19 protein-coding genes are annotated in these 26048 nt (G+C 59.6%); 9 read left to right on the top strand and 10 right to left on the bottom strand.

Translation table 11 applies throughout. The features are described from left to right. Nucleotides 1–19: 19 nt before the first annotated feature. Nucleotides 20–1345 (bottom strand): C4-dicarboxylate transporter DctA, encoded by a 1326-nt coding sequence (locus AB3G88_RS14595; protein ID WP_174244871.1) that lies wholly within the window; start codon nucleotides 1343–1345, stop codon nucleotides 20–22. Nucleotides 1346–1562: 217 nt separating this feature from the next. On the opposite strand from AB3G88_RS14595, the gene AB3G88_RS14590 reads away from it, so the two are divergent. Next, entirely contained in the window at nucleotides 1563–2192 is a 630-nt protein-coding gene (locus AB3G88_RS14590; RefSeq protein ID WP_480450362.1) for a DNA-3-methyladenine glycosylase I, read from the top strand. 81 nt (nucleotides 2193–2273) lie between these two features. Here the strand turns inward: AB3G88_RS14590 and pdxR are convergent, their stop codons facing one another. Next, complete coding sequence (pdxR, locus tag AB3G88_RS14585) at nucleotides 2274–3707, bottom strand: MocR-like pyridoxine biosynthesis transcription factor PdxR (protein WP_480450360.1); 1434 nt, start codon at nucleotides 3705–3707, stop codon at nucleotides 2274–2276. A 239-nt stretch (nucleotides 3708–3946) separates the two neighbouring features. Between pdxR and AB3G88_RS14580 the strand changes: the two genes are divergently transcribed. Both AB3G88_RS14580 and AB3G88_RS14575 read left to right on the top strand, forming a co-directional pair. After that, nucleotides 3947–7303 carry a hypothetical protein gene (locus AB3G88_RS14580; RefSeq protein WP_480450358.1) on the top strand — a complete coding sequence of 1119 codons (3357 nt, stop codon included), beginning with the start codon at nucleotides 3947–3949 and terminating at the stop codon, nucleotides 7301–7303. A 67-nt stretch (nucleotides 7304–7370) separates the two neighbouring features. After that, nucleotides 7371–9215: a hypothetical protein gene (locus AB3G88_RS14575; RefSeq protein ID WP_480450356.1), complete on the top strand. Its 1845-nt coding sequence runs from the start codon at nucleotides 7371–7373 to the stop codon at nucleotides 9213–9215. Nucleotides 9216–9267: 52 nt separating this feature from the next. On the opposite strand, the gene AB3G88_RS14570 is transcribed toward AB3G88_RS14575, so the two are convergent. From AB3G88_RS14570 to AB3G88_RS14560, 3 genes are all read right to left on the bottom strand, one after another. After that, nucleotides 9268–10035 carry an SDR family oxidoreductase gene (locus AB3G88_RS14570; protein ID WP_099585368.1) on the bottom strand — a complete coding sequence of 256 codons (768 nt, stop codon included), beginning with the start codon at nucleotides 10033–10035 and terminating at the stop codon, nucleotides 9268–9270. 24 nt (nucleotides 10036–10059) lie between these two features. Beyond that, nucleotides 10060–11127 carry a phosphotransferase family protein gene (locus AB3G88_RS14565; protein WP_480450354.1) on the bottom strand — a complete coding sequence of 356 codons (1068 nt, stop codon included), beginning with the start codon at nucleotides 11125–11127 and terminating at the stop codon, nucleotides 10060–10062. 129 nt (nucleotides 11128–11256) lie between these two features. After that, a complete protein-coding gene (locus AB3G88_RS14560; protein ID WP_099585366.1) occupies nucleotides 11257–12210 on the bottom strand; it encodes a 2-hydroxyacid dehydrogenase in 954 nt (317 codons plus the stop codon). Nucleotides 12211–12433: 223 nt separating this feature from the next. Here AB3G88_RS14560 and AB3G88_RS14555 point away from each other — a divergent pair, with 223 nt between their 5' ends. Further along, complete coding sequence (locus AB3G88_RS14555) at nucleotides 12434–13711, top strand: serine/threonine transporter (protein ID WP_158877735.1); 1278 nt, start codon at nucleotides 12434–12436, stop codon at nucleotides 13709–13711. Between the two features lie 215 nt (nucleotides 13712–13926). Here the strand turns inward: AB3G88_RS14555 and acnB are convergent, their stop codons facing one another. After that, nucleotides 13927–16536, bottom strand: a complete 2610-nt coding sequence (gene acnB, locus AB3G88_RS14550) for a bifunctional aconitate hydratase 2/2-methylisocitrate dehydratase (protein ID WP_099585364.1) — start codon at nucleotides 16534–16536, stop codon at nucleotides 13927–13929. 396 nt (nucleotides 16537–16932) lie between these two features. On the opposite strand from acnB, the gene AB3G88_RS14545 reads away from it, so the two are divergent. Beyond that, nucleotides 16933–17403, top strand: a complete 471-nt coding sequence (locus tag AB3G88_RS14545) for a DUF1289 domain-containing protein (RefSeq protein ID WP_099585363.1) — start codon at nucleotides 16933–16935, stop codon at nucleotides 17401–17403. A gap of 33 nt (nucleotides 17404–17436) precedes the next feature. Here the strand turns inward: AB3G88_RS14545 and AB3G88_RS14540 are convergent, their stop codons facing one another. Further along, nucleotides 17437–18306 carry a universal stress protein UspL gene (locus AB3G88_RS14540; RefSeq protein WP_480450351.1) on the bottom strand — a complete coding sequence of 290 codons (870 nt, stop codon included), beginning with the start codon at nucleotides 18304–18306 and terminating at the stop codon, nucleotides 17437–17439. A 150-nt stretch (nucleotides 18307–18456) separates the two neighbouring features. Between AB3G88_RS14540 and AB3G88_RS14535 the strand changes: the two genes are divergently transcribed. Then, nucleotides 18457–19059, top strand: coding sequence for a MiaE family protein (locus AB3G88_RS14535; RefSeq protein ID WP_480450349.1), 603 nt, complete (start codon nucleotides 18457–18459; stop codon nucleotides 19057–19059). On the opposite strand, the gene AB3G88_RS14530 is transcribed toward AB3G88_RS14535, so the two are convergent. After that, entirely contained in the window at nucleotides 19015–20214 is a 1200-nt protein-coding gene (locus tag AB3G88_RS14530; RefSeq protein WP_480450347.1) for an MFS transporter, read from the bottom strand. The two genes, AB3G88_RS14535 and AB3G88_RS14530, sit on opposite strands and share 45 nt — an antisense overlap. Before the next feature lie 157 nt (nucleotides 20215–20371). On the opposite strand from AB3G88_RS14530, the gene AB3G88_RS14525 reads away from it, so the two are divergent. Further along, a complete protein-coding gene (locus AB3G88_RS14525; protein WP_112195589.1) occupies nucleotides 20372–21079 on the top strand; it encodes a winged helix-turn-helix domain-containing protein in 708 nt (235 codons plus the stop codon). Then, on the top strand, nucleotides 21080–22357 hold the full coding sequence (locus AB3G88_RS14520) for an ATP-binding protein (protein ID WP_099585357.1): 1278 nt from the start codon (nucleotides 21080–21082) through the stop codon (nucleotides 22355–22357). It abuts the gene before it with no gap. A 33-nt stretch (nucleotides 22358–22390) separates the two neighbouring features. Here AB3G88_RS14520 and ampC read toward each other — a convergent pair whose 3' ends face one another. After that, nucleotides 22391–23521 carry a class C beta-lactamase gene (ampC, locus tag AB3G88_RS14515; protein WP_480454441.1) on the bottom strand — a complete coding sequence of 377 codons (1131 nt, stop codon included), beginning with the start codon at nucleotides 23519–23521 and terminating at the stop codon, nucleotides 22391–22393. A 226-nt stretch (nucleotides 23522–23747) separates the two neighbouring features. On the opposite strand from ampC, the gene AB3G88_RS14510 reads away from it, so the two are divergent. Continuing rightward, on the top strand, nucleotides 23748–24932 hold the full coding sequence (locus tag AB3G88_RS14510) for a DUF2252 family protein (RefSeq protein ID WP_112195585.1): 1185 nt from the start codon (nucleotides 23748–23750) through the stop codon (nucleotides 24930–24932). A 143-nt stretch (nucleotides 24933–25075) separates the two neighbouring features. Here the strand turns inward: AB3G88_RS14510 and yghX are convergent, their stop codons facing one another. Then, nucleotides 25076–25963 (bottom strand): YghX family hydrolase, encoded by an 888-nt coding sequence (gene yghX / locus AB3G88_RS14505; protein ID WP_099585354.1) that lies wholly within the window; start codon nucleotides 25961–25963, stop codon nucleotides 25076–25078. Between the last annotated feature and the right edge of the window lie 85 nt (nucleotides 25964–26048).

The raw sequence follows: 26048 nt of genomic DNA, 5'->3' as shown, positions 1-26048 counted from the left end.
TGTCGTGCTTGAAAGCGGATCAGAACTCTTGATGCGCCGGTAACACCGGCTTCTTGGCCTGGAAGGCATACCCTTGCTGGCCGTCCAACACCTTGTTGGCGCGTTGGATATCGATGTCTTTTTCCCAGCGGGCAATGGCCACGGTGGCGACGCAGTTGCCGATCAGGTTAGTCAATGCGCGACCAATGCCCATGAACCAGTCCACCGCCAGTACCAGCACCAGGCCCACCACCGGAATCGCCGGGATTGCTGTCAGCGTTGCCGCCAGAATCACCAGCGCCGAGCCGGGAATCCCGTGGGCGCCTTTGGAGGTGATCAACGACACCAGCAGGATGGTCAGTAAATCGGTCATCGACAGCGGTGTGCCGGTGGCGTTGGCGATAAACACGATGGCAAGGGTCAGGTAGATCGAGAAACCGTCGAGGTTGAACGAGTAACCCGTTGGAATCACCAGGCCGACGGTGGAGCTGCCGATTCCGAGGTGTTCGAGTTTGCGCATGACCTGGGGCAGCACGGCGTCCGAGGACGCGGTCCCCATCACGATCAGCAGTTCCTCGCGCAGGTACTTGAGCAGCGGCAGCATGCGCAGGCCCGACAGGCGCATCACCAGGCCGAGGATCAGCGCGACGAAGGCAAAGCAGGTCAGGTAGAACAGGCCAACCAGACTGCCCAGGTGTTGCAGCGAATCCAGGCCGTAGGTGCTGGTGGTGAAGGCGATTGCGCCGAACACGCCGATCGGCGCCAGGCGCACGATCATGCCCATGATGCGGAAGATCACGTGGCTCAGTTCGTTGATCAGCCGAGTGATGCCCGAGGCCGCTTCGCCCACCAGGTTCAGCGCGCTGCCGAACAGCACCGAGAACAGCAGTACTTGCAGCACGTTGTTGTCGGCAAATGCGCCGATCACCGAGTTGGGGATCAAGTCCATCAGGAACTGGCTGGTGCCTTTGATGTGCTGGCCCTTGTCGGCCAGTTCATTGAGGCCCGCAGAGGAGAGCTGTTCCAGGTGGATATTGGCGCCTTGGCCGATACCGGTGCTGAAGGCCATGATCAGGCCGATCACCAGAGCAATGGTGGTGAGGATTTCAAAGTAGATCACCGACTTGAGGCCGATGCGGCCGACTTTCTTCAAGTCGCCGGCGCCGGAAATGCCGCTGACCACCACGCAGAACACGATCAGGCCAATCAGCATTTTGATCAGCTTGATAAAGCCGTCGCCGAGGGGTTTGAGTTGCGAAGAGAATTCGGGAAGGGCCAGGCCGCAGATGATGCCTAACATCAGGCCAATCACGACTTGCAGGAAAATCGAACGCGAGCACCATCTGAGCATGGGAGGGATCTCTATTCGGTGCCCTGGTGGTTCCAGGGCTTAATTGTTGTGGTCATACCGGTAAGTCCAGTGCGAGGCCAGTCTACGCCGGGTTTTTTCGAAACCACAAGTCATTATTGGGTGATTGACAAGTCCCGGTCTGACCAGTTGGTCGCTGAGGGTGGTGCTTGAGCGGTTGGCGGGCCGGAAAAAATTTCGTCTATCATCCGCCGCTCGGTTTATGAGGTAAGGCATGGATACTCCAGGATTGACCACTGACGCAGCGGGCCACAGCCATTGCAGCTGGCGCACCTCGGCGCCGGAATACCCGCGTTACCACGACCACGAGTGGGGCGTGCCGGTGGCGGATGATGTCCAGCTGTACGAAAAGATTTGCCTGGAAGGCTTTCAGGCGGGAATGGCGTGGATCACCATTTTGCGCAAGCGCGACAGCTTCCGGCAGGCGTTCGACGGCTTTGATTTTCGTCGGGTGGCGCAGTATGGCGAGGCCGATATCGAACGCTTGATGCAGGACCCGGGCATTGTGCGTAATCGGGCGAAGATCGTGTTGACCATCAACAATGCGCGCCGGGCGTGTGAGCTGGTGGATGAAACCGGGTCGCTGGCGCGGTGGTTGTGGGCGTTCGAGCCCGGTCCTGAAGAGCGCCCCGCCGTGGTGGACCTGGCTTATTGGGCGGCTAATCCGACCTCATCGGCTTCGGTGCGACTGTCCAAGGCCTTGAAGAAACGCGGCTGGACGTTCGTGGGGCCCACTACGATGTATGCGCTGATGCAGGCGATGGGGATGGTCAATGATCACCTTGAAGGGTGCGTGTGCCGCCAGCAGATTGAAGACCTTCGACGCCAGTTCAAACGCCCCTGATAAATGTGGAAGTGATTCGAGACCTGTCCACCCTACGCCGCAGCGCTTTGCCGACCAATGACCAATGCACCGGAAAACCCCCTAGCCAATCTGCCGGAGAATGTCGCGTACTTTGTCCAGGGCCGGGTCGATGTCCAGGGTTTCGATGGCCCCGAATCCAATAATCAACCCAGGTCGCACCGGTGCGTCGTGAAAGAACACGTCCAGCGGATACACACCCACGTCGACCTGACGCGCCAAGGTCATCAGCAACGCAATATTCACCGGCACCTTGCACAGCGCCGCCATATGAAACCCCGCCACGGTGGGTACGGCTTCGAACCACGGCGACAAGTCCCCGGCCAGGCGTTGCAGGATGCGCTCGCGGCGCCCGGCGTATACGGTGTGGCAGCGGCGGATATGCTTGAGCAAATAGCCCTCGCTGATGAACTTGGCCAGCGCCCACTGCGGCAATGTGGAACTGTGCTGGTCGGTCAATTGCTTGGCCTTGACCACCGCGCCGTAAATCGCCGGCGGCAACACCAGATACCCCAGGCGCAGCTCGGGAAGCAGGGTTTTGGAGAAGGTGCCGACGTAAGTGACCACGCCACGGGTGTCCATGCTTTGCAGGGAGTCGGTAGGGCGGCCTTCGTAGCGGAACTCGCTGTCGTAGTCGTCTTCGATGATGATTGCGCCCAGCGCGAAAGCGCGGGCCAAGAGGGCTTCCCGACGTGGCAGGCTCATGGGCATGCCCAGGGGGAACTGGTGGGAGGGCGTGACGTAGATCAGCCGCGTGCCATCGGGGATCTGATCCACCTGAATGCCTTGGTCATCCACCGGCACACTGGCGACGCTGGCGCCCATCGCTTGGAACAACTGGCGTGCGGGGCTGTAACCGGGATCTTCCATGGCGACGATGCCGCCCGGTTCCAGCACCACCCGGGCCAGCAGGTCCAGCGCCTGCTGCGCGCCGTTGGTGACGACAATGTCATCGTCGCGGCAGTTGACGCCCCGGGAAAACGCGATATGCCCGGCAATCGCACTGCGCAGTGCCGGCAAGCCTTCGGGTTGGCTGTAAAAACCGCTGTTCTGCGCGATACGGCGCAGGGCGTCCTGGGTGCAGCGTCGCCATTCATCCTGGGGGAACTGGTTGCGGCTGGTGGCGCCGCCGAGAAACTCGTAGCGCAGGGTGTTGTCGCGGGTGGGGTGGCGCATGGGTGAGGGCAGCGCTTGCCATTTCGCCAGGTTGGCGGCACAGGCCAGGTCGGTGGCGGTTTGCAGGCGATCCGCAGGCGGCGCCCACGCGTTGACGAAGGTGCCTCGGCCGATCCTGCCCACCAGCAGACCTTCGTAGGTCAGCGTGGCGTAGGTGTCGGAGACGGTCTTGCGCGAGACGCCCAACTGCTCGGCCAGCAGGCGGCTGGGTGGCAGTTGCGCACCTGCCGCGAGACGCCCGGCGGCAATGGCTTCGCGCAGTTGCTGATATAACTGGGCCGCCAAGTCCTTGCGGCCCTTGATGACGATGTGCAGTTCCATGTTTCATCCCAAGGCGTGAATCTGCGCCAAGATTACTCGCAGGTGGGCGTGCACTCAAAACGGTCTCTGCGTAAACCGTCGCGTTGCCAGCAACCCCCGAATGCGTGATCAGCCCCGCGTTTGCGCTTTATGTATGCACCTCAGGTTCGCGACGCAACCCTTCAGTATTGATCCAGTGCGCAAGCGGTCTTCGCATTGATCAGGCGATTTTTTATCGTCGATGACTGGAGTTCCATTCTATGGACGAGTTGCAACAAGAGGCTGCATCGGCCTCACAGCAACGTCAAAAGGCTTTGACGGATCTGGATAAAAAACTGGGACTGATGAGTATTGGCGAAATATCGGCCAGCCGGGTGGCCCTGGATAAAATGGGCGCGCGTGTGGCAGGAGCGCCGCTTTCCGAACGGCGGTTTACGGTCAGTGAAGCGGATCAGGGCTTGATTGACCAAGTGACATTTTCTGCTTCACATCTTGAGACGTATCTGGCGGCCTGTTGCGATGACACGGGTAACCAGGCCACTGCGACGTTGTTTGAACTGGCATCACTGCGTTCGCAAGTGGCGCCTGCCTTATTGAGTGACACGCATGCTTCAGCTACGCAGGTCACCAAGTTGGAGCGACTTTTGAAGTCGGTACAAAACGTCAATCTTAACGACATGAATGCCGCAGACTCTCTGCCGGCCTGGGCCGACAAAGTCAGAAGCGGCAGCGTTCAAACCCTGGGTTCCGGCCTTCAGCTCTACGGTTTCTACAGTGCAATACAAGGTATAGGCGAAGCGATCAGAACGGGCGACACCGCTACGCTATTGTTTGAGGCGGGTGCGTTGACTGCGGAAGGGTTGTCCGTGGGGCTTGAGCTGGCGTTGGAGCGTATCGGCAAAAAAATGATGGGTGCCGCCCATGCGGCCTACAGCGGTTTTGGCGCATCGCGCGCCGGTTTGTTGTTGCGGCGCGGTGCTGGGTTGATTGCTTCGATATTGACCGTGCCTTTTGATCTTGCCCAGGCGGGCATCGCTCTTTCAAATGCGCTGAAGTCAAAAGGCAAGGAAGCTCAGGACTTGTACGTCGAAGCTGGTTTGAGTCTCGCCAGCGCAACGCTGAGTATTGGGCTTGGGGTGGCTGCGTTGGCAGGGTTCAGTGCAGCCGGACCGGTGGGTGTGCTCGCCTCGGCGCTGCTGATCATCGGCGCGCGCGCCTACGCGGCGGGTCGAGTGGTGGACGAGATAGATGACTACATCGAGCTGAGCACCCACGAGCGTCTGCGCAGCGGCTGGTTTTCGTTTGCAGGTATTGAACTCGATGAAAGCGTACTTGATCGCTACAAGATCAGTCGCACGCACAGCGTCTATTCAGCAAGCCTGAAGACCCAGGCCAGGACATTGCTTGACGGCGAGCTGAAAGACAGTGTGCAGGCCGTTGTCAATGGCAAGTTCGAGGTGCGCCTGCAGACGGTGCAGCATTGGAAGTATCAATGGGATGAGGAGGCGGGGGAGAGCCCCTACACGAAAGTTCGTGAGCCGGTCATTCAGGATGCGGATGACTACATCGACGCGGGTAAAGCGGGGGCCATTGATCAACTGCCCGATGCAACCTGGGGCACCAAGGGGCCTGAAAAAGGTGTGGTCTGGTTGCTCGGCGGGGGCAACGACTTTGTGGCGGGCATGCGTGACGGCCCGAACCACTTCCACTATGACGAGGGCAAAAAGCACCTGGTTGGCGGTAGCCAGAACGATGAATTCATGTTCAACGTGCCGCCGGGCACCTTTGCTGCCGTAGAGACGCCTGTGCCCATCTCGAATCTGGTCGGTAACGCAGGCATCGACACCTTGAACTTTGCCGGCGTGGCAGGGCGGGCGGATGCTGTCGGGTTCAATGTGAACCTTGATGCGGGGACTGTGCATCTGGTCACCGACAATGCGCGCAACGGTGAACAGATTATGCGGTTGTGGGGCATCGAAAATGTTTCGACCCTGGCGGGTGCCTCCAGCGTTGTTACCGGTACCGGTGAAGCCAATCGTATCGTGTTGAAGGGGCGCCAAGATAACGCCGATGCTAAAGCAGGGGATGATCAGTTACTGATCAATGGCGTGGCTGCCAGGGTGAACGGTGGGCCAGGCGCCGACTACTACGAAATCTCTGAGAGTGCGAGGGATGTCGTTATTGAAGAGGATGGCCAGCAGCAGAGCCTCATTCTGCTTAACTGGGCATTCAACCGTATTCAGCGTTGGTGGATAGCGGGTAATGATCTGAAGGTGACGTCCACCAAGGGGCAGGACGGCGAATGGCCAGGCCCCAGCGTCACTATCGAGAACGTCTACGTGGCACGCGACGGCAAGCGTTGTCTGGTCAATAAACTGTTCAGCTTTCTGACGCAGGACGGCTATCGAATCGTGCCGTTGCTGCTTGAGGAATTGGAGGCGGCAGGGGCGCCGCAGGTGAGCATGGAGGTCGTCGTACCCTCCGGCCCAACGGTATTCCCCGTTATTCTGGGGCCTGGTCAGTCGGTGACTCTGGCGCCAGGCAGTTGTAATTACTTTGTCGTCCGCGGTCATGCCATGACAACCGTTGAGACGGGTGTTATTGATGAACGCTCCCGCTGCTGCCTGTATGTGGACTATGACAGTAGTGAACTCGCCGGGGTGTATACGAGCTATGACGTGTCGTCGCGACGATGCGGTAATTTTGAATATTTGTATTATGAAAATGCGCAGATCGCATTTAAATTCGACGACGGTCGAATCCTTAGCTTTAACGACTATGCAGCGCAACGGGTCGCCACCTGGACAAGTGTCGGCGGGGCATTGCAGGCATCGGCATTCAAGTTGCGCGCTGAGTTTATAGTAGTTATGCGCAACGGCGTTTCATATCGGCTGTTGCCGCCCACACAGTCTTATATTCGCGATCATGCCAGCCCAGGTTATACGGTAGACGATGGTATGCGCTCGCTGGTGTTGAGGTACGGCCATTATCCATTCTTCAGGCCGCGACGGGCCAAAAACATAAACTTGACTGCCCGACCACAACGGGTGGAATTATGTGAGGCACCACACACGTCAAGTTATCTGTTGTCAGGACGAGGTGGGGTGTATGAGGTTTATCTAACGTCTTGGGCAAATATCGAACTGTCAACCCCAGGCGCTTTGCGTAAAACGTCTGATGCGTCGACATGGGATGTTTACTGTACCGGGCTGGTCGAGAGCGTTGATATCGACAGTATTGTTGTCAGTGCCGGCCACCTGAAAATCGGCAGTGTCTCGGTACAGGTGCCCGTGTATGACGATCCGGATGTGCCGCTGGAAAATATAAGAATTCACTCAAGGGAAGGGGCGCGTTATGACATCAGGTTGGATATCAAAAAAGCCTACCTCTCACAGGTGACCGCCACGCTTGGCAGCTCGGTTGCCGGGCTGCTCAAGTTATTACGTCAGAGCCGACAAAGAAGCACTGTGTTTGTACCTCTCATTCCGATAGTGGGTATCAACATGGCCGATGGGACGCTGGGAGGTATTTATTATGATGTTGCGGCTGATGACTGGAAGTTGAAGGTCGACGGCATGCGGCCTGTTTCGGCCGATCAACTCGTTATTTCAATTTGAGTTGACGTGCTCACGTTAATTTAATGCGGCTCTTTCAGTCGGTCATTACATAGTCTAAGGATATTCTATGAAGCAATTTACTTCCCCCCCGTTACAGTCGGCTCCAGGGCGCGCGACCAACCGCCCCAGCGGTGCCGCTCCCGAGGCCCGGGTTTCTTCGCCTGTCTTTGACTTCGCCGCCGGGTCCAGACCGCCTGTCGCCATACCCGTTCAAGGCGATCTCTCTCCTGACGTATCTGGCGCGACTTATCGGCGCATTATTGATTTGCCGTCATCCTCCGACGCCACTTCAGGCGCTGTGTTCGTTCCCCCTGGCGACCCCATACCGGCACCTGATCCCGTCACCGGGCTGCGGGAGTTTGGAGAGCGTACTTACTTAAACCTTAAAACCGGCCCCAACCTGAACGAGATAACAACGATTGTTGTCGAGCTCGATCCCAGCACCGGCGAATGGCGAGAACGGCCGCTCAGTTCGCGCCAGGTACGCGGCCCGGCACTTCACTGGGTGCAAGCGCCGAACACTTGGCGTGCCGGTACTTCAATCGACTCATCCTCTTCTTCCCCAAGCATAAGCGCCAGTTCATCCTCTTCCTCATTGAGTCACAGTACTTCATCGGCCTCGCTGGCCGCTGCAGCGAACACTATTAGTTTATCGAGCGTCGCACGTATTGACCCAGTCTGGAATATTGATCTTTATACATTGCCGGTAAATGTCCCGCTTACGAACGTGCCTGTATTTCAGGGAAAAAAACCCTTCATGATCGGGGCCGAACTGTATTTTATGGATGTCAACTATGGGAACTTGTCAGGCAATGTTCCTGTTGCAGTTCCCGATCTGTTTGCAGTGGGTAAGACAGGTGTACTGAAAAAGGTTGGATGGATCGGGGGGGAGGGTATTTATACAATCAATAACGTGCAGTATTTATCGATGAATTCCGGGTTTTGCAAAGTCTTGTTCGATAGCGCGCAGTTGCGCTCTAAAATGGTCGGGGCAGGCACTCAAGGCGTACCAGATATCTTCATTGAAATGGGCGGCGCCCCCGACTCGTGGGTGCCGGTACTCGCCATCGATAAAATACCGAATCTTATTCAGTCATCCCGAGCGATCTGCGGGTATCCGGGGCGCACGGGAGCGTTCGATTGGGTTAATAGCAGTATTGACCAGCGGGCATACAGTTATGTACGCAGTTATTTACGGCAAATAATAGGGTTTTGTGAACCGAACATCCGCCGTGCACCGGTAGCGGAAAAAGGCGCGTTGATAGACGCTTATATATGGCGGCAGGGTTACCCTTATGACTGTCTGGCGTCAATTCACAGTGCGCTGCCGCCGGGAATGCCGAAATTTGACGCGCTTCAAGGTTTGGCAACAATCAAATGCTCAAATAACGGTAACTTCAACATGCAGCGCATCGTCGGGCAAATGCAACTGTACTATCCTGAGAGAGAGCGATCGCCGTCCGAAAATGCGCTGCTGGAAAAGTGGAAAGCAGTACGTGATGCCCGCGACGACAAGGGCAAGGGTAAATTGAATGAAGAGATGTATGCGGCCCGATTGACCGAGGATGGGTATACGTTGCTGCGCGGCGGAACCTACGGCGAAGGGCAGAATGGCTTCGATTGCGTGTTTGAAGGGCCGACTGGAAGTATCTATCTTCTGGAAGCCAAGCATGTCAGCTCTAACTCTGCCGGCAAGCTTGGCAGCGTCAGTCTCGGATCGACAGTACGCTCACGGCAAATGACCAACACGTGGGTGCACAACGTATTGAAGTCATCCGATCCCAATTTGCCTGCAGCACAACGTGTTTTCGAGGCCATGAGTAATGGGCAATTATTCAAGTTACTAGGCGTCACTACTCCCGAAGGCAAGCTGTGCATTTTCAAAATAGACATGAGCCCCGTCGATTTCTAAGCGTATCGGCTGGTATCGGGAGCGAGCACGTTCGCTCCCTTGTTTGCTGGCGTCAGGACAGGAAACCACCATCCACATTCAGCGACACGCCGGTGGTATAGCTGGACGCATCACTGGCCAAAAACAGCACTGCACCGGCCATCTCGCTTGGGTCGGCCACGCGCTTGAGCGGGATCTGCGCCAGGGCCATTTTCAGGATCGCGTCGTTCTTCACCAGTGCCGAGGCGAACTTGGTGTCGGTCAGGCCGGGCAGCAGGGCATTGCAGCGGATGCCGAACTCGGCGCATTCCTTGGCGAACACCTTGGTCATGTTGATCACGGCGGCCTTGGTCACCGAGTAGATGCCCTGGAATACACCCGGCGAGATGCCGTTGATCGAAGCCACGTTGATGATGCTGCCGCCGCCGTTTTCGCGCATCAGCTTGCCGGCTTCCACCGACATGAAGAAGTAGCCGCGAATGTTCACGTCAACGGTCTTCTGGAATGCGCCCAGGTCGGTGTCCAGCACGTTGCAGAACTGCGGGTTGGTGGCGGCATTGTTGACCAGGATATCCAGGCGGCCGAACTGCTCGCGAATGCCGGCGAACACCTGGGTGATCTGCTCCATTTCACCGATGTGGCAGGCAACCGCCGTGGCCTTGCCGCCGTCTGCGATGATCGCGTCGGCCACGTGCTGGCAGCCTTCAAGCTTGCGGCTGGAGACGATTACATGCGCACCTTGCTGGGCCAGCAACCTGGCGATGGCCTCACCGATGCCACGGCTGGCGCCGGAGACAAACGCGATCTTGCCGTCGAGGTCGAACAGATGAGTCTTGGACATGGGGGTTCCTTGTTTTTTGTGCGATCAGAGGGCTGATTTAGCGATGACGCTCAGGCTCATCTGCTCCAGCAGCTTGTTCATGTGAATGAACTGCGCAAAGCGTTTGTCCTGGGTCTGGCCATGGAAGTAGCGGTAGTAGATCTGCTGCACGATGCCGGCCAGGCGGAACAGGCCGTAGGTGTAGTAGAAGTCGAAATTGTCGATCTGGATGCCTGAGCGTTCGGCGTAGTAATCCACGAACTCACGGCGGGTCAGCATGCCGGGCGCATTGCTCGGCTGGCGGCGCATCAGTTGCACCGGGGCCGGGTCCGCCGCTTCGATCCAATAGGCGAGGGTGTTGCCCAGGTCCATCAACGGATCGCCGAGGGTGGTCAGTTCCCAGTCCAGCACGCCGATGATCTGCATCGGGTTGTGCGGGTCCAGGATCACATTATCGAAGCGGTAGTCGTTGTGCACGATGCTGGATGTGGCGTGGTCGGCTGGCATCTTGTCATTGAGCCAGGCGCGTACCGCCTCCCATTTTGGCGCGTCGGGGGTCAGGGCTTTTTCGTAGCGGTCGCTCCAGCCACGGATCTGGCGCGCCACATAACCTTCAGGTTTGCCCAGGTCGGCCAGGCCGCAGGCGTTGTAGTCCACCTGATGCAGCTCGACGAACTTGTCGATGAAGCTCTTGCACAGGGCTTCGGTCCTGGTCGCGTCCAGGCCCAGTTCGGGTGGCAGGTCGGAGCGCAGGATGATGCCGTTGACGCGCTCCATCACGTAGAACTCGGCGCCGATCACCGATTCATCGGTGCAATGCACGTAGGCCTTGGGGCAATAAGGGAAGCCGTCTTTGAGCTGGTTGAGAATGCGGTATTCGCGGCCCATGTCGTGGGCGGACTTGGCCTTGTGACCAAACGGCGGGCGGCGCAGGACGAACTCCTGGTCGGGGTATTCCAGCAGGTAAGTCAGGTTTGACGCGCCGCCGGGAAATTGGCTGATCGCGGGCGTGCCGCTCAGGCCAGGGATATGGGCCTTGAGGTAGGGATCGATCAGGCTGGCATCAAGTTCTTCGCCTGGGCGAATCTGGGTCGATTGGTCATTCAGCGCCATGCTTATCCCTTCTGCTTATTCTAAAGGCCTTGGACTATTTCCTAATCTAATGCGCACAACCGCCCAGCGACAAGGTCGGGGCGGCTTAATAGGTTAGCGTGTTGGCGGGCGATCAGCGTGCCTGATCGGTCATTTTACGGGCGCGGGCAAGGCTACGGGGGTGAGCACCGCTCGGCCGGCGAAGTACTCCACCAGATTGTCGGCCACCCGTTGCACGGTGTCGTGGGCGGCTTCCGGCGACAGGCCCGCCACATGGGAGGTGAGCACGGCATTGCTCAGGTGCTTGAGAGCGTCGGGGACATTGGGTTCGTCGTCGAACACATCCAGCGCGGCACCACCAATGCGACGTTGTTCAAGGGCAGTGATCAGGTCGGCGGTGACGATCACGCTGCCACGGCCGATATTCACCAGGTAGCCATTGGGCCCCAAAGCATCCAGGGCGAGACGATCGATCAGGTGACGGGTGCTCGGGCCTCCAGGCGTGGCCAGGATCAGGAAGTCCGAGGTGCGCGCCAGTTCCACGGCCGTGGCGCAGTAGGTGTAGTCCACATCGTCACGGGGCTGGCGGTTGTGATAGCTCACCTCCATGCCAAATCCGAGGGCGGCGCGCCTGGCGATCTCCAGGCCCACGGCGCCCAGCCCGAGAATGCCCAACTGCTTGCCGCCGAGGGAAGGGCGCATCACTTTGGGCCATTCCCCACGTCGCACGGCGGCATCGGTCTGCGGGATGCCGCGCACCAGGGACAGCAACAGCGCCATGGCGTGGTCCGCCACCGACGGGGCGTTCACCCCGGCGCCGTTGGTGACCACGATCCCGCGGTTGCTGGCCGCCTGCAGGTCCACATGTTCATAGCCGGCGCCGATCACGCAGATAATTTCCAGCAACGGCAGGGCAGCGATTTCCTCGGCGTACAAACCCAGCGGGCCACGGGTCAGCACGGCCTGGATCTGGCCGCCGTGAACCTTGATGGCCTGGGCGCGCTCGGCGGGCGTCGGCGCCAGGATCACATGAAAGTCGTTGCTCTCGATAATGGGCAGGTAGTCGTTGATGGTTTCAACCAGGACCAGGACAGTGGTGGTCATCGGACGGCTCTTCCTTGGGGAGGCGGTATGGAAGAGAGAGTATGCGACATTTTATAGGGGGTTGATGCAAGGACTGCCGCAGCGGCACGGGACTACCATTCCTCAGCTAAGTCTTTGCTTATTCACAAGAATCCCGGACAATCCGGCCCCTTCTATGGTCGGGGCGCTGCCTGTCAGGTTTTTCTGACTCGTCCCGGCCGTGTAAATGCGGAGATCCGACCGGATGAATGATCAGGCCAATAGCGTCGACGAACGCTATGCAACGACACCTGCAACCCTCACAAGCTGGAGCCGCCAGGACACCACCTGGATGCTCGGTCTGTTCGGCACGGCCATCGGCGCCGGTACTTTGTTTCTGCCCATCAACGCCGGCCTGGGTGGCTTCTGGCCGCTGCTGATCCTGGCGGTGCTGGCGTTTCCGATGACGTTCTTTGCCCACCGTGGCCTGACCCGTTTCGTACTCTCCGGGCGTGAAGGTTCGGACATCACTGACGTGGTGGAAGAACATTTCGGTATCAAGGCGGGTGCACTGATCACCTTGCTGTACTTTTTCGCCATCTTTCCGATCCTGTTGATCTACAGCGTGGCGCTGACCAACACGGTCAGCAGCTTCATGGAACACCAACTGCACATCCTGCCGCCGCCACGGGCGATCCTGTCGTTTGTGTTGATCCTTGGCCTGCTGGCCGTGGTGCGTTGCGGTGAGCAGGTGATCGTCAAGGCCATGAGCCTGATGGTGTACCCGTTTATCGTCGCCTTGCTGTTCCTCGCGGTGTACCTGATCCCACACTGGAACGGCGGCATCCTCAGCACCGCCAGTGTGGTCCCGGCGCCGTCTGCGCTGCTCAATACCCTGTGGCTGGCGATTCCGGTGATGGTGTTCTCCTTCAACCATTCGCCGATCATCTCGGCCTTCGCGGTTGACCAGAAACGCCAGTACGGCGCCCACGCCGATGAGCGCAGCTCGCAGATCCTGTCCCGCGCGCACCTGTTGATGGTGGTAATGGTGCTGTTCTTCGTCTTCAGCTGCGTGCTGACCCTGTCGCCGGCGCAACTGGCTGAGGCGAAGGCGCAGAACCTGTCGATCCTGTCGTACCTGGCCAACCACTTCAACAACCCGACCATCGCGTTTGCCGCGCCATTGATCGCATTCGTGGCGATTGCCAAGTCGTTCCTGGGCCACTACATCGGTGCCAGTGAAGGCCTCAAGGGCTTGGTGCTCAAGAGTGGTCGTCGTCCGGCGGCCAAGACTCTGGACCGCATGACTGCTGCCTTTATGCTGGTGGTGTGCTGGATCGTTGCCACGCTGAACCCAAGCATCCTCGGCATGATCGAGACCCTCGGCGGGCCGATCATTGCGTCGATCCTGTTCCTGATGCCGATGTACGCAATCCGCAAGGTGCCGGCCATGGCCAAGTACCGTGGGCAGGCGTCCAACGTATTCGTGACGGCGGTTGGCCTGGTGGCGATTACGGCGTTGGTGTATTCGTTTATTGCTTGAGGTCTGACGCTGCTTTCAAGGGCAGCACAGGTCTAAATGTGGGAGGGGGCTTGCCCCCGATAGCGGTGTATCAGCCCCCCATGAGTTGGCTGACCCACTGCCATCGGGGGCAAGCCCCCTCCCACATTTGCCTTTCAGTGTTATGAAGATCGTATTCCAGGCATAAAAAAACGCCGCGTACCTTGCGATACGCGGCGTTTTTTCACATCAACACCTTAGGCTTGAATCACCGGTATGTTGGCGCTTGCTGCGATCTTGCGGAACTCAGCGATCTGGTCGAAGTTCAGGTAGCGGTAGACGTCACTGGCCATGGTGTCCAGTTTCGCCGCGTAGCCCATGTACTCTTCGACGGTCGGCAGGCGACCCAGGGTAGAGGCCACTGCCGCCAGCTCAGCCGAGGCCAGGTAGACGTTCGCGCCATCACCCAGACGGTTCGGGAAGTTACGGGTCGAGGTCGACACAACGGTCGAGTTCGGTTCTACACGTGCCTGGTTACCCATGCACAGCGAGCAGCCCGGCATTTCCATGCGCGCACCGGCCTTGCCGTAGATACCGTAGTAGCCTTCTTCGGTCAGTTGGTGAGCGTCCATCTTGGTCGGCGGCGACAGCCACAGACGGGTTGGCAGCTGCCCCTTGACCTGTTCCAGCAACTTGCCGGCAGCGCGGAAGTGACCGATGTTGGTCATGCATGAACCGATGAACACTTCGTCGATCTTCTCGCCGGCAACGCTGGACAACAGACGGGCGTCGTCCGGGTCGTTCGGTGCGCAGAGGATCGGCTCGTTGATTTCGGCCAGGTCGATCTCGATGATTTCGGCGTATTCCGCGTCGGCATCGGCTTCCATCAGCTCTGGGTTGGCAACCCAGGCTTCCATCGCTTGGGCACGACGTTCCAGGGTACGTGGATCACCGTAGCCTTCGCCGATCATCCAGCGCAGCAGGGTGATGTTGGAGTTCAGGTACTCGGTGACGGACTCTTTCGACAGCTTGATGGTGCAACCGGCAGCCGAACGTTCGGCCGAGGCGTCGGACAGCTCGAAAGCCTGTTCCAGCGTCAGGTCGTTCAGGCCTTCGATTTCCAGGATGCGGCCCGAGAAGGCGTTTTTCTTGCCTTTCTTCTCGACGGTCAGCAGACCGGACTGGATCGCGTAGTAAGGAATGGCATGAACCAGGTCACGCAGGGTGATGCCAGGTTTCATTTTGCCTTTGAAGCGCACCAGGATCGATTCCGGCATGTCCAGTGGCATTACGCCAGTGGCTGCGGCGAAGGCGACCAGACCGGAACCGGCCGGGAACGAGATGCCCATCGGGAAACGGGTGTGGGAGTCACCACCGGTACCGACGGTATCCGGCAGCAGCATGCGGTTCAGCCAGCTGTGGATGATGCCGTCGCCTGGGCGCAGCGATACACCGCCACGGGTCATGATGAAGTCAGGCAGGGTGTGGTGGGTGGTCACGTCGATCGGCTTTGGATAGGCCGCGGTGTGGCAGAAGGACTGCATCACCAGGTCGGTCGAGAAGCCCAGGCACGCCAGGTCTTTCAGTTCGTCACGGGTCATCGGACCGGTGGTGTCCTGGGAACCCACGGTGGTCATCTTCGGTTCGCAGTACGTACCTGGACGAACGCCTTTGCCTTCCGGCAGGCCGCAGGCCTTGCCGACCATTTTCTGCGCCAGGGTGAAACCCTTGCCGGTGTCGACAGGCGCTTCAGGCAGCTTGAACAGGTCGGTAGGGCCCAGGCCGAGTTCGGCGCGAGCCTTGTCGGTCAGGCCACGGCCGATGATCAGCGGGATACGGCCGCCGGCGCGGACTTCGTCCAACAATACCGGGGTCTTCATTTCGAAGGTGGTCAGGACTTCGTCGGTGCCGTGTTTGCAGACTTTGCCAGCATGGGGGTACAGGTCGATCACGTCGCCCATGTTCATGTTGGTAACGTCGAATTCGATCGGCAGTGCGCCGGCATCTTCCATGGTGTTGTAGAAGATCGGAGCGATCTTGCTGCCGAAGCAGAAGCCGCCGGCGCGCTTGTTCGGCACGTAAGGAACGTCGTCGCCGAAGAACCACAATACCGAGTTGGTCGCCGATTTACGCGACGAACCGGTACCGACCACGTCACCGACGTAGGCGATCGGGAAGCCTTGGCCACGCATCTCTTCGATCTGCTTCATCGGGCCAGTCTTGCCTTGCTCGTCCGGCACGATGCCTTCGCGAGCCATTTTCAGCATGGCCAGGGCGTGCAGCGGGATATCTGGACGGGACCAGGCATCAGGCGCAGGGGACAGGTCGTCGGTGTTGGTTTCGCCGGTGACCTTGAACACGCGCAGGCTGATCTTGTCGGCCAGGGTAGGGCGGTTGCGGAACCATTCGCCGTCAGCCCAGGACTGGATCACGCCTTTGGCGTGCTCGTTGCCGTTCTTGGCTTTTTCGGCCACGTCGTGGAACGCATCGAACATCAGCAGGGTGTGCTTGAGTTGGGCGGCAGCGACAGGCGCAAGCGTGGCGTCGTCCAGCAGCTCGACCAACGTCACGATGTTGTAGCCGCCTTGCATGGTGCCAAGCAGTTCAACAGCGCGTTTCTTGTCGATCAGGGGGGAAGTGGCTTCGCCCTTGGCCAGGGCAGACAGGAAACCGGCCTTGACGTAGGCAGCTTCGTCAACACCTGGTGGAATGCGGTTGGTGATCAGGTCAACGAGGAATTCTTCTTCGCCAGCCGGAGGATTTTTCAGCAGCTCGACCAGGCCTGCGGTTTGTTCGGCGTTAAGCGGCTGGGGAACAATACCCAGGGCTGCACGCTCTTCGATATGTTTGCGGTAGGCTTCAAGCACAGTTATTACCCTCATCAGTGGTCCCACGGGACGCTCATCCAGAAATGAACGGCACGCATGCGCTCGGGGGCTTTTTGGGCCGCAAAGCCAGCGCTGCCGGCATTCCTCACAGAAGCTGCTTTCAAAGTTTTACGCCTGCAGAACGGAGCTGATGAGGGTTGGCGCGGTTTTTGACCTACCGGGGTCAAACCCGCGCCAACACCGTTCTGAAGGAACGACTGTGCTCGTGACGCTTTGAAAACAGCTTCCAGCGGATTATTGGCGCCTTACAAGGCCGGATGATTCTACGGCAAAAAATTTCTAAAGGTAAGTTGCCATGGCAAGTTTGCTGGGTGATCAACCTTAGACAAAGGGCTAACATGGCGCACTGTTTCGCTGATTTGTGTGTTGTTGCCCATGCCCAACCAAACCATCAAGACCCCCTGCGTCGGCCTGTGCTCCACGGTTTACGGCGACCTGGTGTGCCGTGGCTGCAAGCGCTTCCACCACGAAGTGATCCTGTGGAATGGCTACAACGAAGAGCAAAAACGTGCGGTTTGGCTGCGTCTTGAGCAACTGCTGGTGCAGGTGATGGCCGGCAAACTGGAGATTTTCGACCCCAAGACCCTGCGCGGTCAGTTGGAACAGCGCAAGATCCGCTTCGTGCCGCACCAGTCCGAGTACTGCTGGGCTTATCAGTTGATTGCCCGTGGCGCGCGGGTCATCAATAACCTGGAGGCGTACGGCATGGTGCTGTTGCCGGAGTTTCGTGATTGGGCCTTGCCGGACCTGCGCGATGCGATTGACCGTGAATTCTTTATCCTTTCCGAGGCGCATTACCAGCGCTACATCGCGCCGGGTTTCCTCAGAGACGCGCTACCAGACTGATAACGCGGATCAAAATGTGGGAGCTTCAGCGTCTCAGGGTTTGGTGGCGAGTTCTTCCAGATGATCCATCAACGTCTGGGGCTTGAGTACCAGTACATCCCCCTCGACCTTATCCAGCACTACCTCTGCCGTATTGCCGATCAGTGCACCGGAAATGCCGGTGCGCGCCACGGTGCCGATGATGGTCACGGCCGCCTGCAGTGTGTGGGCAAAATGTGGAATCAATACGTCGGCCGGGCCTTCCTCGATATGCAGGTGTTTGTCATCGACATCGAACTCGGCCTGAAATGCCCGGCACTGCTCGCGGTAGCGCGCCTCGATGGTTTCCTTGAGCTGGAAGGTCGGGTCGGCTGCCGACAGCATCGGTGACGGATGGGCGCTGATCACATGCAGTTGCGCCTTGGCCAGGCTGGCGATATCAAAGCCATGGTCGATGATCGCGTTGTGCAACGAGCGATGCTCACCATCGTTATTTCCCACATCGATGGCCGCCAGAATCACCTTGCCGGCCCACGGTGCAGCGGTCTTCACCAGCAGCACCGGCGTCGGGCAGTACCGCAGCAGCTTCCAGTCCCCCGGCGTCAGCAGCGCCTTTTTCAGCGGGCTGTCGGGAAAGTGTTGCTTGACCACCAGGCCGCAGCCCTCGGCCTGCTGCACGTCGATAATGGTTTCATGCAGGCTGTTATTCCAGGCCTGTTCGGTGGTTACGCTGTAGCCATCCTCCTCCAAGCCCGCCTTGAGCAGACTCAGCAGCGCCGAATGCTCATGTTTCTTGTCGCAGACCAGCAAGTGCAGGTGCAGGTGCGCGCCGGTGACCCCGGCGATCAGCTTGGCGCGCTTGAGGGCCAGGCTCTCCGAATGCTCGGGCTCGATGACCACCAGGATGCTGCGGATGGCTTGCATGGTGGGGAACTCCAAAAGAGTGGGCGTGGGGTAACTATAGTTGCTGCCCGGCAGCCGTCATGTTGATGCACATCAAGGCCAGTGGCTGGTGGTCTGCGGCGTGGTCGGTATAATCGCCGGCCTTTTGTGATCCTTTTGCCCGTGAGCCCGATGAACCTGCCAGAAATCCACGAATTCCTCGGTTGCCGCACCCCTGACGCCTGGGTCCAGGCCGCATTGGCCGAGCAGGAAACCCTGCTGATCGACCACAAGAACTGCGAATTCAAAGCTGCGAGCACCGCCCTGAGCCTGATCGCCAAGTACCACGGCCATGTCGACCTGATCAACATGATGTCGCGCCTGGCCCGCGAAGAGCTGGTGCACCACGAGCAGGTCATGCGCCTGATGAAAAAGCGCAAGATCGAACTGCGCCAGTTGCACGCCAGCCGCTATGCCTCGGGTTTGCGCAAGGTTGTGCGCAGTCATGAGCCAGTTAAGCTGGTGGACACTCTGGTGGTCGGCGCTTTTATCGAAGCGCGCAGTTGCGAGCGATTCGAAGCGCTGGTGCCGCATTTGGACGAAGAACTCAGCAAGTTCTACTTCGGCCTGCTGAAAAGCGAGGCGCGGCATTTCCAGGGTTACTTGAAACTGGCTTATCAGTACGGCGACGCCAAGGATATTGCCCAGGTGATCGAGCGGGTCAGGGCGGCCGAGCAGGAATTGATCGAGTCACCTGACGTCGAGTTCCGCTTTCACAGTGGCGTGCCAGCCTGACGCCACGGCCACGCCGAGCAAGCTGGTGATCGCCGTCAGTAGCAGGATCACTGTTTGCGTGCCAAGTGGCGCTGCGAGTACGGCAATCATCAGCCCTGCCAAGGGTTGCGGCAGGTTATTGAGCAAGGTGATCACGCCCACCGTCTTACCGAAGTCCTGCGCCGGAATCACCCGCTGACGGGTGCTGCGCAGGTACACGTTGAACATCTTGTCGAAACCGGTGACCAGCAGGAAACCCAAGGTGTAGCCCCACAAGGTCGGGCTGACCGCCATGATCAACGCCCCTGCGGCAATCGTTGAATACGACAGCCCGCCCATGACCTTCAGCGCCAATGACGAGCGTGCCAGGTAAAACAGGATGACGATGGTGGCGACCGCGCCGGCAGCTTGCAGCAGGGCGTAGGTATCCTTGCTGGCTGCATATTGGCCCGTAACCATTGCCGCCGATGTGGCCAGTGTCACGCCAATCAACAGGTTCACGCCGACAGCGAGGGTAATGACCCGCTTCAGTTCCGCCAGGCTGCGGATATGCCCGAAGGCAATGCGCAGCGGCTGCAACCAGATGTCACGGTGCTGTGCATGGCTTTGCAGGCTCACCGTGGTAGTGCGTTGCCAGATCAGCATGGCCAGGTCTGCCAGTACAAACAGCCCGCCGACACCCAGCACCACCCAATGCCAAGGCCATATTTCGAGCATCAGCGCTGCCACAAGCGGGCCCAGCACCAGGCCGCTCTGGTCGGCGATTTGTGAATAGGACAAGGTCTTGGTGTAGGTGTAGTGCTTGAAGATATGCGGCATCAGCACCTCACGGGCCATGATGCCTTGGGTGGTCAGCACGCCGCACAATGCAGACAGCAGCACCAGCCAGTAGATACCGTCGAATATCCCGTACAGTGCCACCGCCAGCACACACGCCAACGCCCGGTAGGCCTGGCTGATGTGCAGGATGCGTACCGGCGAATACTTGTCGCACAGGGCGCCGGACACCGGGAAGGCCAGGAAGCGAGGCAGCGATTCGATAAAAAATGCCAGGCCTGCCCACGACACGCTTCGGGTCGTCTGGAATACGATCAGCGGCACGATAAACAGCAGGGTCTGGTCCGCCAGGCGCGACAGGAACAGCGAAACAAAGAACGCCAGGTAATCCTTGCGCATACAACTCCTTGTGAATGGCGTTAAAGAGTGCGGGCTATTTGTAAAAAACTCTTAATAACATGAAGCTTGCGTGGCAGCGTCCGGCTGAATGCTTCAGTTGCCCAGCTTGCCACCTATAATGCGCGCTCTTCAATCCGCGTGCGCACACAGAGAACGTATGGAAAACCTGGGTCAGGGTAAGGTTCTGCTCATTGAGGACGACGAAAAGCTGGCGGGGCTGATCGCGCATTTTCTATCACAGCATGGCTTCGAGCCCCGTGTGGTGCACCGAGGCGATGAAGCCCTGGCGGCGTTCCTGGCGTTCAAGCCGAAAATCGTCGTACTCGACCTGATGCTGCCGGGCCAGAGCGGCCTGCAGGTGTGCCGCGAAATTCGTAGCGTTTCCGACACCCCCATCGTCATCCTCACTGCCAAGGAGGATGACCTGGACCATATCCTCGGCCTGGAATCCGGCGCCGATGACTACGTGATCAAACCGATCAAGCCGCCGGTGCTGCTGGCGCGCCTGCGCGCGCTGCAACGTCGCCAGCTGCCGGAGCCGACCGTGCGCGGGGCGCTGGCATTCGGTCGATTGGCCATCGACCGCAGTTGCCGGATGGTCAGTCTGGGTGACGACAAGATCGACCTCACCACCATGGAATTCGAACTGCTGTGGTTGCTGGCCAGCAACGCCGGCACCATCCTTTCTCGCGATGACATTCTCAACCGCATGCGCGGCATTGCATTCGACGGCCTTAACCGCAGCGTCGACGTGTACATCAGCAAACTGCGCGGCAAGCTCAACGACAATCCCCGCGAACCGGTGTGCATCAAGACCATCTGGGGCAAGGGTTATCTGTTCAATCCGTTCGCGTGGGAGGTCTAGATGCTGCGCTTGTACATGCGCCTGTACATCATCCTGGCGCTCGGTTTGGCGGGGGCGATCTGGCTGGTCAACTACACCTTCGATGAGCTGCTGCCCGAAGCCAACGAAACCTATAACCGCGAAGCCATGCGCGGCCCGGCGTATGGCCTGGTGGAACAACTGCGCCTGCTGCCGACCGATGCTCGCCCGGCGCGGCTGGCCGAGCTGCAGCCCCATTACGGCTTGCTGCTCAAGCTGGTTCATCGTGATGAGTTGGCCCTGAGCCCCCGTGAACAACAATTGCTGGCAGACGGGCGCCTGGTGGTGCGCGGTGACTTCATGGAGTTCATTGCCCGTATCGACAGCAGCCCGCAACTGCTCGAAATCAAACTCCCCGAAGAGCCTAAATGGCTGTACCTGTGGGCCTACAGCCTGCTGGGCCTGTGCCTTGCGGTGGTGCTGTATTTCTGGGTGCGCCCGCACTGGCGTGATCTGGAGCACATCCGCCTGGCCGCGCAACGTTTTGGCGACAACGACCTCGGCTCGCGCATCCTGCTGCCGCGCCGTTCCACCGTGCGCGAACTGGCCGGGCACTTCAATCAAATGGCCGAGCGCATCGAGAGCCTGATCGCCAACCAGCGCGAACTGACCAACGCGGTGTCCCATGAGCTGCGCACGCCCATTGCGCGCTTGTCGTTCGAACTCGACCAGCTCAAGCAGCAGGCCGATCCGCGTCAACGCGGCGAGTTGATCGCCGATATGTACGCCGACCTGGGCGAACTGGAAGAAATGGTCTCCGAACTGCTGACCTACGCCAGCCTGGAGCGCGGTGCGACCCAGGTCACCCGCGAGCCCATCGAAGCCCACAGCTGGCTCGACAGCGTGATCGGCAGCGTCGCGCTGGAAGCTGAAGCGGCGGGCATCCAGTTGTCGCTGCGTGCCTGTGAGGTGGATGTGATCCAGATCGAACCGCGCTTCATGGCGCGGGCGGTGATCAACCTGCTGCGCAACGCCATCCGTTACGCCGAGCACCGCGTGGACGTGTCGCTGATCAAATTCGGCAACGGTTATGAGGTGCGGGTGTGCGACGACGGCCCCGGTGTGCCCGAGGACGGCCGAGCGAAAATCTTCCAGCCGTTTATGCGCCTGGACGCCAGCCGCGACCGCCGCACCGGCGGCTTCGGCCTGGGCCTGGCGCTGGTGCAGCGAGTATCCCAGTGGCACGGCGGGCAGGTGCACGTGGTGGATTCGCAATGGGGTGGGGCGTCGTTTCGGATGACCTGGGCGTATGCCGAGTAACGTCGTCGCCCCCCGTTCTTTTTGTGCCAGGCTTTAGTGATCCAGCGTACTCAAGATCGCATGGGCCACTTTCACCCGCTCCGCATTCGGGTAGTTCTTGTTCGCCAGGATCACCACCCCCAATCCCTTGCTCGGCACGTAGGCCACATAGGCACCAAACCCGTTGGTCGAGCCGGTCTTGTTCACCAGGGTGTTGGCATGGGGCGCCTGCGCCGGCGTTAGCCAGTTGACCTTGTGCGGTTCCATGGCCATGGGTGTGGAGTTGCCGTCAATCAACGCATCGAGCGTGATGGGGTAGGGGTACATTTCCCAGCCCAGGCCCTGGGTCATGCCGTCGACGGTGTAGTAGCCGGTATGAGTGATGGCGATTGCCTGTTGCACGGCGGTTTCCAGCTTCGCGGGGCGCATGTTGGCTTGCACATAACGCAGCAGGTCCGAGACGCTGGTCTTGATGCCGTACGCCTCGCTGTCCATGGCGCCGGGGCCGACGCGCACCGGCTTGCCATCCTTGCCGTAGCCTTGGGCGTACAGGTCCATCTGGCTTGTCGGCACTTTGACGAAGGTGTGCTTGAGCCCGAGTTTGGGCAGCAGGGTCTTTTCCATCGCCTGGTCGAACGGCTGCTTGAGGCTCTGCGCCGCCAGGTAACCGAACAGGCCCAGGCTCGGGTTGGAATACAACCGCTGGGTGCCAGGGGCGAAGTCGGGTTTCCACTGCTGGAAGTAGCTGATCATGTGCTGGTTGTTGTCGGCCTCCGGCGGAAATTGCAGGGGCAGGCCACCGGCGGTGTAGGTGCCCAGATTAAGCACGCTGATGTGGTCGAACTTGCCGCCGCCCAGTGCAGGCAGGTAGTCGCTGGCCGGGGCCGACAGCTTGAGTTTGCCGGTGGCTGCTGCATAACCGGCGAGGGTGGCGGTGAAGGTTTTGCTGACCGAACCGATTTCGAACAGGGTGTTTTCGTTGACGGGCTGCCGCGTCTCCCGGGATGCGACGCCATAGTTGAAATACTGCACGTTGCCGTCCTGAACCACGCCGACGACAAGGCCGGCAATGGCCTGTTGCTGCATCAGCGGCTTGACACTGGCGTCCACCACCGCTTGCAGGTCAGTGGCGGCCAGGCAGTTGCTGGCAGCGAGAAGGGCGGCTATCGCCGTGACAGTGCGCATGCCGGAGAGCATAGAGAGGGGCATGAGAGGGTTTCCATGAAAGTGATCGAAAAAAAAGACCCTGCGCGGGCGAGCCAAATATAGGCAGTTCGCCAGCGCTGGGCAAACGATGACGTCGCTTGCCTGGCTGTAGCGGAAAAGGCCAGCGTAACGACTATTTTAGAAACATAATGAAACATTCGCCGATGCGCGCCGCTCTACCGCTACACCTGTACAGAGTTATTCCATGAAAACACCGCGCCCCTCCGCTCGTATGCCTCACCTTACCCAACTGCGAAACCTGAAGATGGCGCGCTCGGCCCACGCCTATGTACGCGGCAGTACCGTGCAGTTCTACGACTGGCTGCACAGTTTGCCGGGGCGTCGTTTACCCAACGGGCCCGCGATCTGGATCTGCGGCGATTGCCATGCCGGAAACCTGGGCCCCACCGGCGACAACGAAGGCCGCATCGATATGCATATCCGCGACCTGGACCAGGCTGTGATCGGCAACCCGGCCCACGACCTGGTGCGCCTGGCCTTGTCCCTGGCGACCGCCGCGCGAGGCTCGGACCTTCCTGGTGTGACCACCGCACGCATGCTTGAAGAAATGATGCTGGGCTACGAACAGGCCTTCAAAGATAAACCCGACGAAGCACCGCCACGCCCGTCCCAGGTCAAGGCCGGCATGCGCAGCGCGGTGGCGCGCACCTGGAAGCACCTGGCGCGCGAACGCATCGAAAGCGCCCGGCCGACCATCCCGCTGGGCAAGCATTTCTGGGCGTTGTCGCGGGCTGAAAAAAGCGCGCTGGAAGGCGTCTGTGCGTCGGATGAGATCCACCAATTGGTCACCTCGCTCAAAGGTCGGCCCAAGGACGCCAAGGTCGAACTCCTGGATTGTGCTTACTGGGTCAAGGGCTGCAGCTCCCTGGGTCTGTTGCGTTACGCGGCCTTGCTCGGCGTGGGCGACAAGGATGATCAGGAATATTGCCTGATCGACATCAAGGAGGCGGTCGGCGCGGCTGCGCCCCGAGCCGCACGGGCGAAGATGCCCAGGGATAATGGCCGCCGGGTGGTTGAAGCTGCGCGGCAGCTGTCACCGGGCCTGGGCGGACGCATGGTCGCGGCGCGGTTTCTGGATCACGGGTTTTTTATTCGGGAACTGCTGCCACAGGACATGAAGTTGGAACTCGATGAGTTGAGCGAGACTGACGCTATGCACGCCGCGGGTTATCTGGCGCGGGTGGTTGGCGTTGCTCATGCGCGGCAGATGGACCGAGCGACCCGCAAGGGGTGGATGGCGACGTTGCAGGAGAACCGGTCGAGGGAATTGGATGCGCCCTCATGGTTGTGGACCAGTGTGGTGCAGTTGGTGGGGAGTCATGAACAGGGGTATTTGAACCATTGTCGGCGGTATGCTTTGGAGCACTGACCCAGGGCGCCAGGGTGAACAAGATACCCCGTAGATACCGCACACATTTCTCCCTTGCGCTTGCCCGGTGAGCGTCAAGACGGTATCTACGGCGGCGGGGCAACTAGGTGGAGATGCTCATGGCCGGCGCACCGCAACGCCGGTCATGCGAGGTATTTGCGAAACCAGCCCAGCGTTCTTTCCCACGCCAGGTTCGCCGCTGCTTCGTCATAACGCGGCGTCGAGTCGTTGTGGAAGCCGTGATTGGCACCCTTGTAGATGAACGCTTCATAGGTTGTGCCGGCCGCTTTCAAGGCTTTCTCGTACGGCGGCCAGCCTTCGTTGATGCGTGTATCCAGTTCGCCGAAGTGCAGCATGATCGGCGCCTTGATGCGCGGTACGTCCTTGGCTTCAGGTTGGCGGCCGTAGAAGGAGACCGCTGCGCCCAGTTCGGGGTAGGCCACCGCTGCCGCGTTGGTCACTCCGCCGCCGTAGCAGAAGCCGGTGATGCCGACTTTGCCGGTGCTGCTGTCGTGGTGCATCAGCCATTCGATGGCGGCGAAGAAGTCGTTCATCAGTTTGGTCGGATCGACGGTCTGTTGCAGTGCGACGCCTTTTTCATCATTGCCGGGGTAGCCGCCAACGGAGGTCAGGCCATCCGGGGCCAGGGCAATAAAGCCGGCTTTGGCCAGGCGTCGGGCGACGTCTTCGATATAGGGGTTCAGGCCACGGTTTTCGTGCACCACCACCACCGCCGGCAACTTGCCCGCTGCCTTGGCCGGGCGCACCAGGTAGCCGCGTACCGTGCCGTTGCCCTTGGGCGAGGGGTAGGTGATGTAGTCGGCGACGATGTCCGGGTCGGTGAATTTCACTTGCTCGGCCAGGGCGTAATTGGGGCTCAGGGCGGCGAGCAGTGCGCCAGCGCTCATGCCCGCGAAGGTGAACAACGCCGCACGGTCGAGAAATTCACGGCGGTTGATCTTGCCGTGGGCGTAGCCGTCGTAGAGTTCCAGCAGTTCGGGGGCAAAGTCTTTCGCGGTGAGACGAGTCATCGGTGCAATCCTCGATTGGCGGTGGCAATCAATGTAGACCAGGTTCAGCCTTCACGGCCACGGGCAGCTACGCTGTCCAGCAGAA

The organism is Pseudomonas arvensis, assembly GCF_056688935.1.
The sequence above is the reverse complement of the archived record's forward strand: the minus strand, read 5'-3'. Positions and strand labels throughout refer to the sequence as shown.

Excerpts from the sequence above, each read along its gene's own strand:
- AB3G88_RS14545 (WP_099585363.1), top strand. The coding sequence starts at position 16,933 with ATGCCCAACCAAACCATCAAGACCCCCTGCGTCGGCCTGTGCTCCACG.
- yghX (WP_099585354.1), bottom strand. The coding sequence starts at position 25,963 with ATGACTCGTCTCACCGCGAAAGACTTTGCCCCCGAACTGCTGGAACTC.
- AB3G88_RS14510 (WP_112195585.1), top strand. The coding sequence starts at position 23,748 with ATGAAAACACCGCGCCCCTCCGCTCGTATGCCTCACCTTACCCAACTG.
- AB3G88_RS14520 (WP_099585357.1), top strand. The coding sequence starts at position 21,080 with ATGCTGCGCTTGTACATGCGCCTGTACATCATCCTGGCGCTCGGTTTG.
- AB3G88_RS14560 (WP_099585366.1), bottom strand. The coding sequence starts at position 12,210 with ATGACCACCACTGTCCTGGTCCTGGTTGAAACCATCAACGACTACCTG.
- AB3G88_RS14570 (WP_099585368.1), bottom strand. The coding sequence starts at position 10,035 with ATGTCCAAGACTCATCTGTTCGACCTCGACGGCAAGATCGCGTTTGTC.
- AB3G88_RS14575 (WP_480450356.1), top strand. The coding sequence starts at position 7,371 with ATGAAGCAATTTACTTCCCCCCCGTTACAGTCGGCTCCAGGGCGCGCG.
- AB3G88_RS14580 (WP_480450358.1), top strand. The coding sequence starts at position 3,947 with ATGGACGAGTTGCAACAAGAGGCTGCATCGGCCTCACAGCAACGTCAA.
- AB3G88_RS14565 (WP_480450354.1), bottom strand. The coding sequence starts at position 11,127 with ATGGCGCTGAATGACCAATCGACCCAGATTCGCCCAGGCGAAGAACTT.
- AB3G88_RS14590 (WP_480450362.1), top strand. The coding sequence starts at position 1,563 with ATGGATACTCCAGGATTGACCACTGACGCAGCGGGCCACAGCCATTGC.
- AB3G88_RS14525 (WP_112195589.1), top strand. The coding sequence starts at position 20,372 with ATGGAAAACCTGGGTCAGGGTAAGGTTCTGCTCATTGAGGACGACGAA.
- AB3G88_RS14555 (WP_158877735.1), top strand. The coding sequence starts at position 12,434 with ATGAATGATCAGGCCAATAGCGTCGACGAACGCTATGCAACGACACCT.
- AB3G88_RS14535 (WP_480450349.1), top strand. The coding sequence starts at position 18,457 with ATGAACCTGCCAGAAATCCACGAATTCCTCGGTTGCCGCACCCCTGAC.
- AB3G88_RS14530 (WP_480450347.1), bottom strand. The coding sequence starts at position 20,214 with ATGCGCAAGGATTACCTGGCGTTCTTTGTTTCGCTGTTCCTGTCGCGC.
- AB3G88_RS14540 (WP_480450351.1), bottom strand. The coding sequence starts at position 18,306 with ATGCAAGCCATCCGCAGCATCCTGGTGGTCATCGAGCCCGAGCATTCG.
- pdxR (WP_480450360.1), bottom strand. The coding sequence starts at position 3,707 with ATGGAACTGCACATCGTCATCAAGGGCCGCAAGGACTTGGCGGCCCAG.
- ampC (WP_480454441.1), bottom strand. The coding sequence starts at position 23,521 with ATGCGCACTGTCACGGCGATAGCCGCCCTTCTCGCTGCCAGCAACTGC.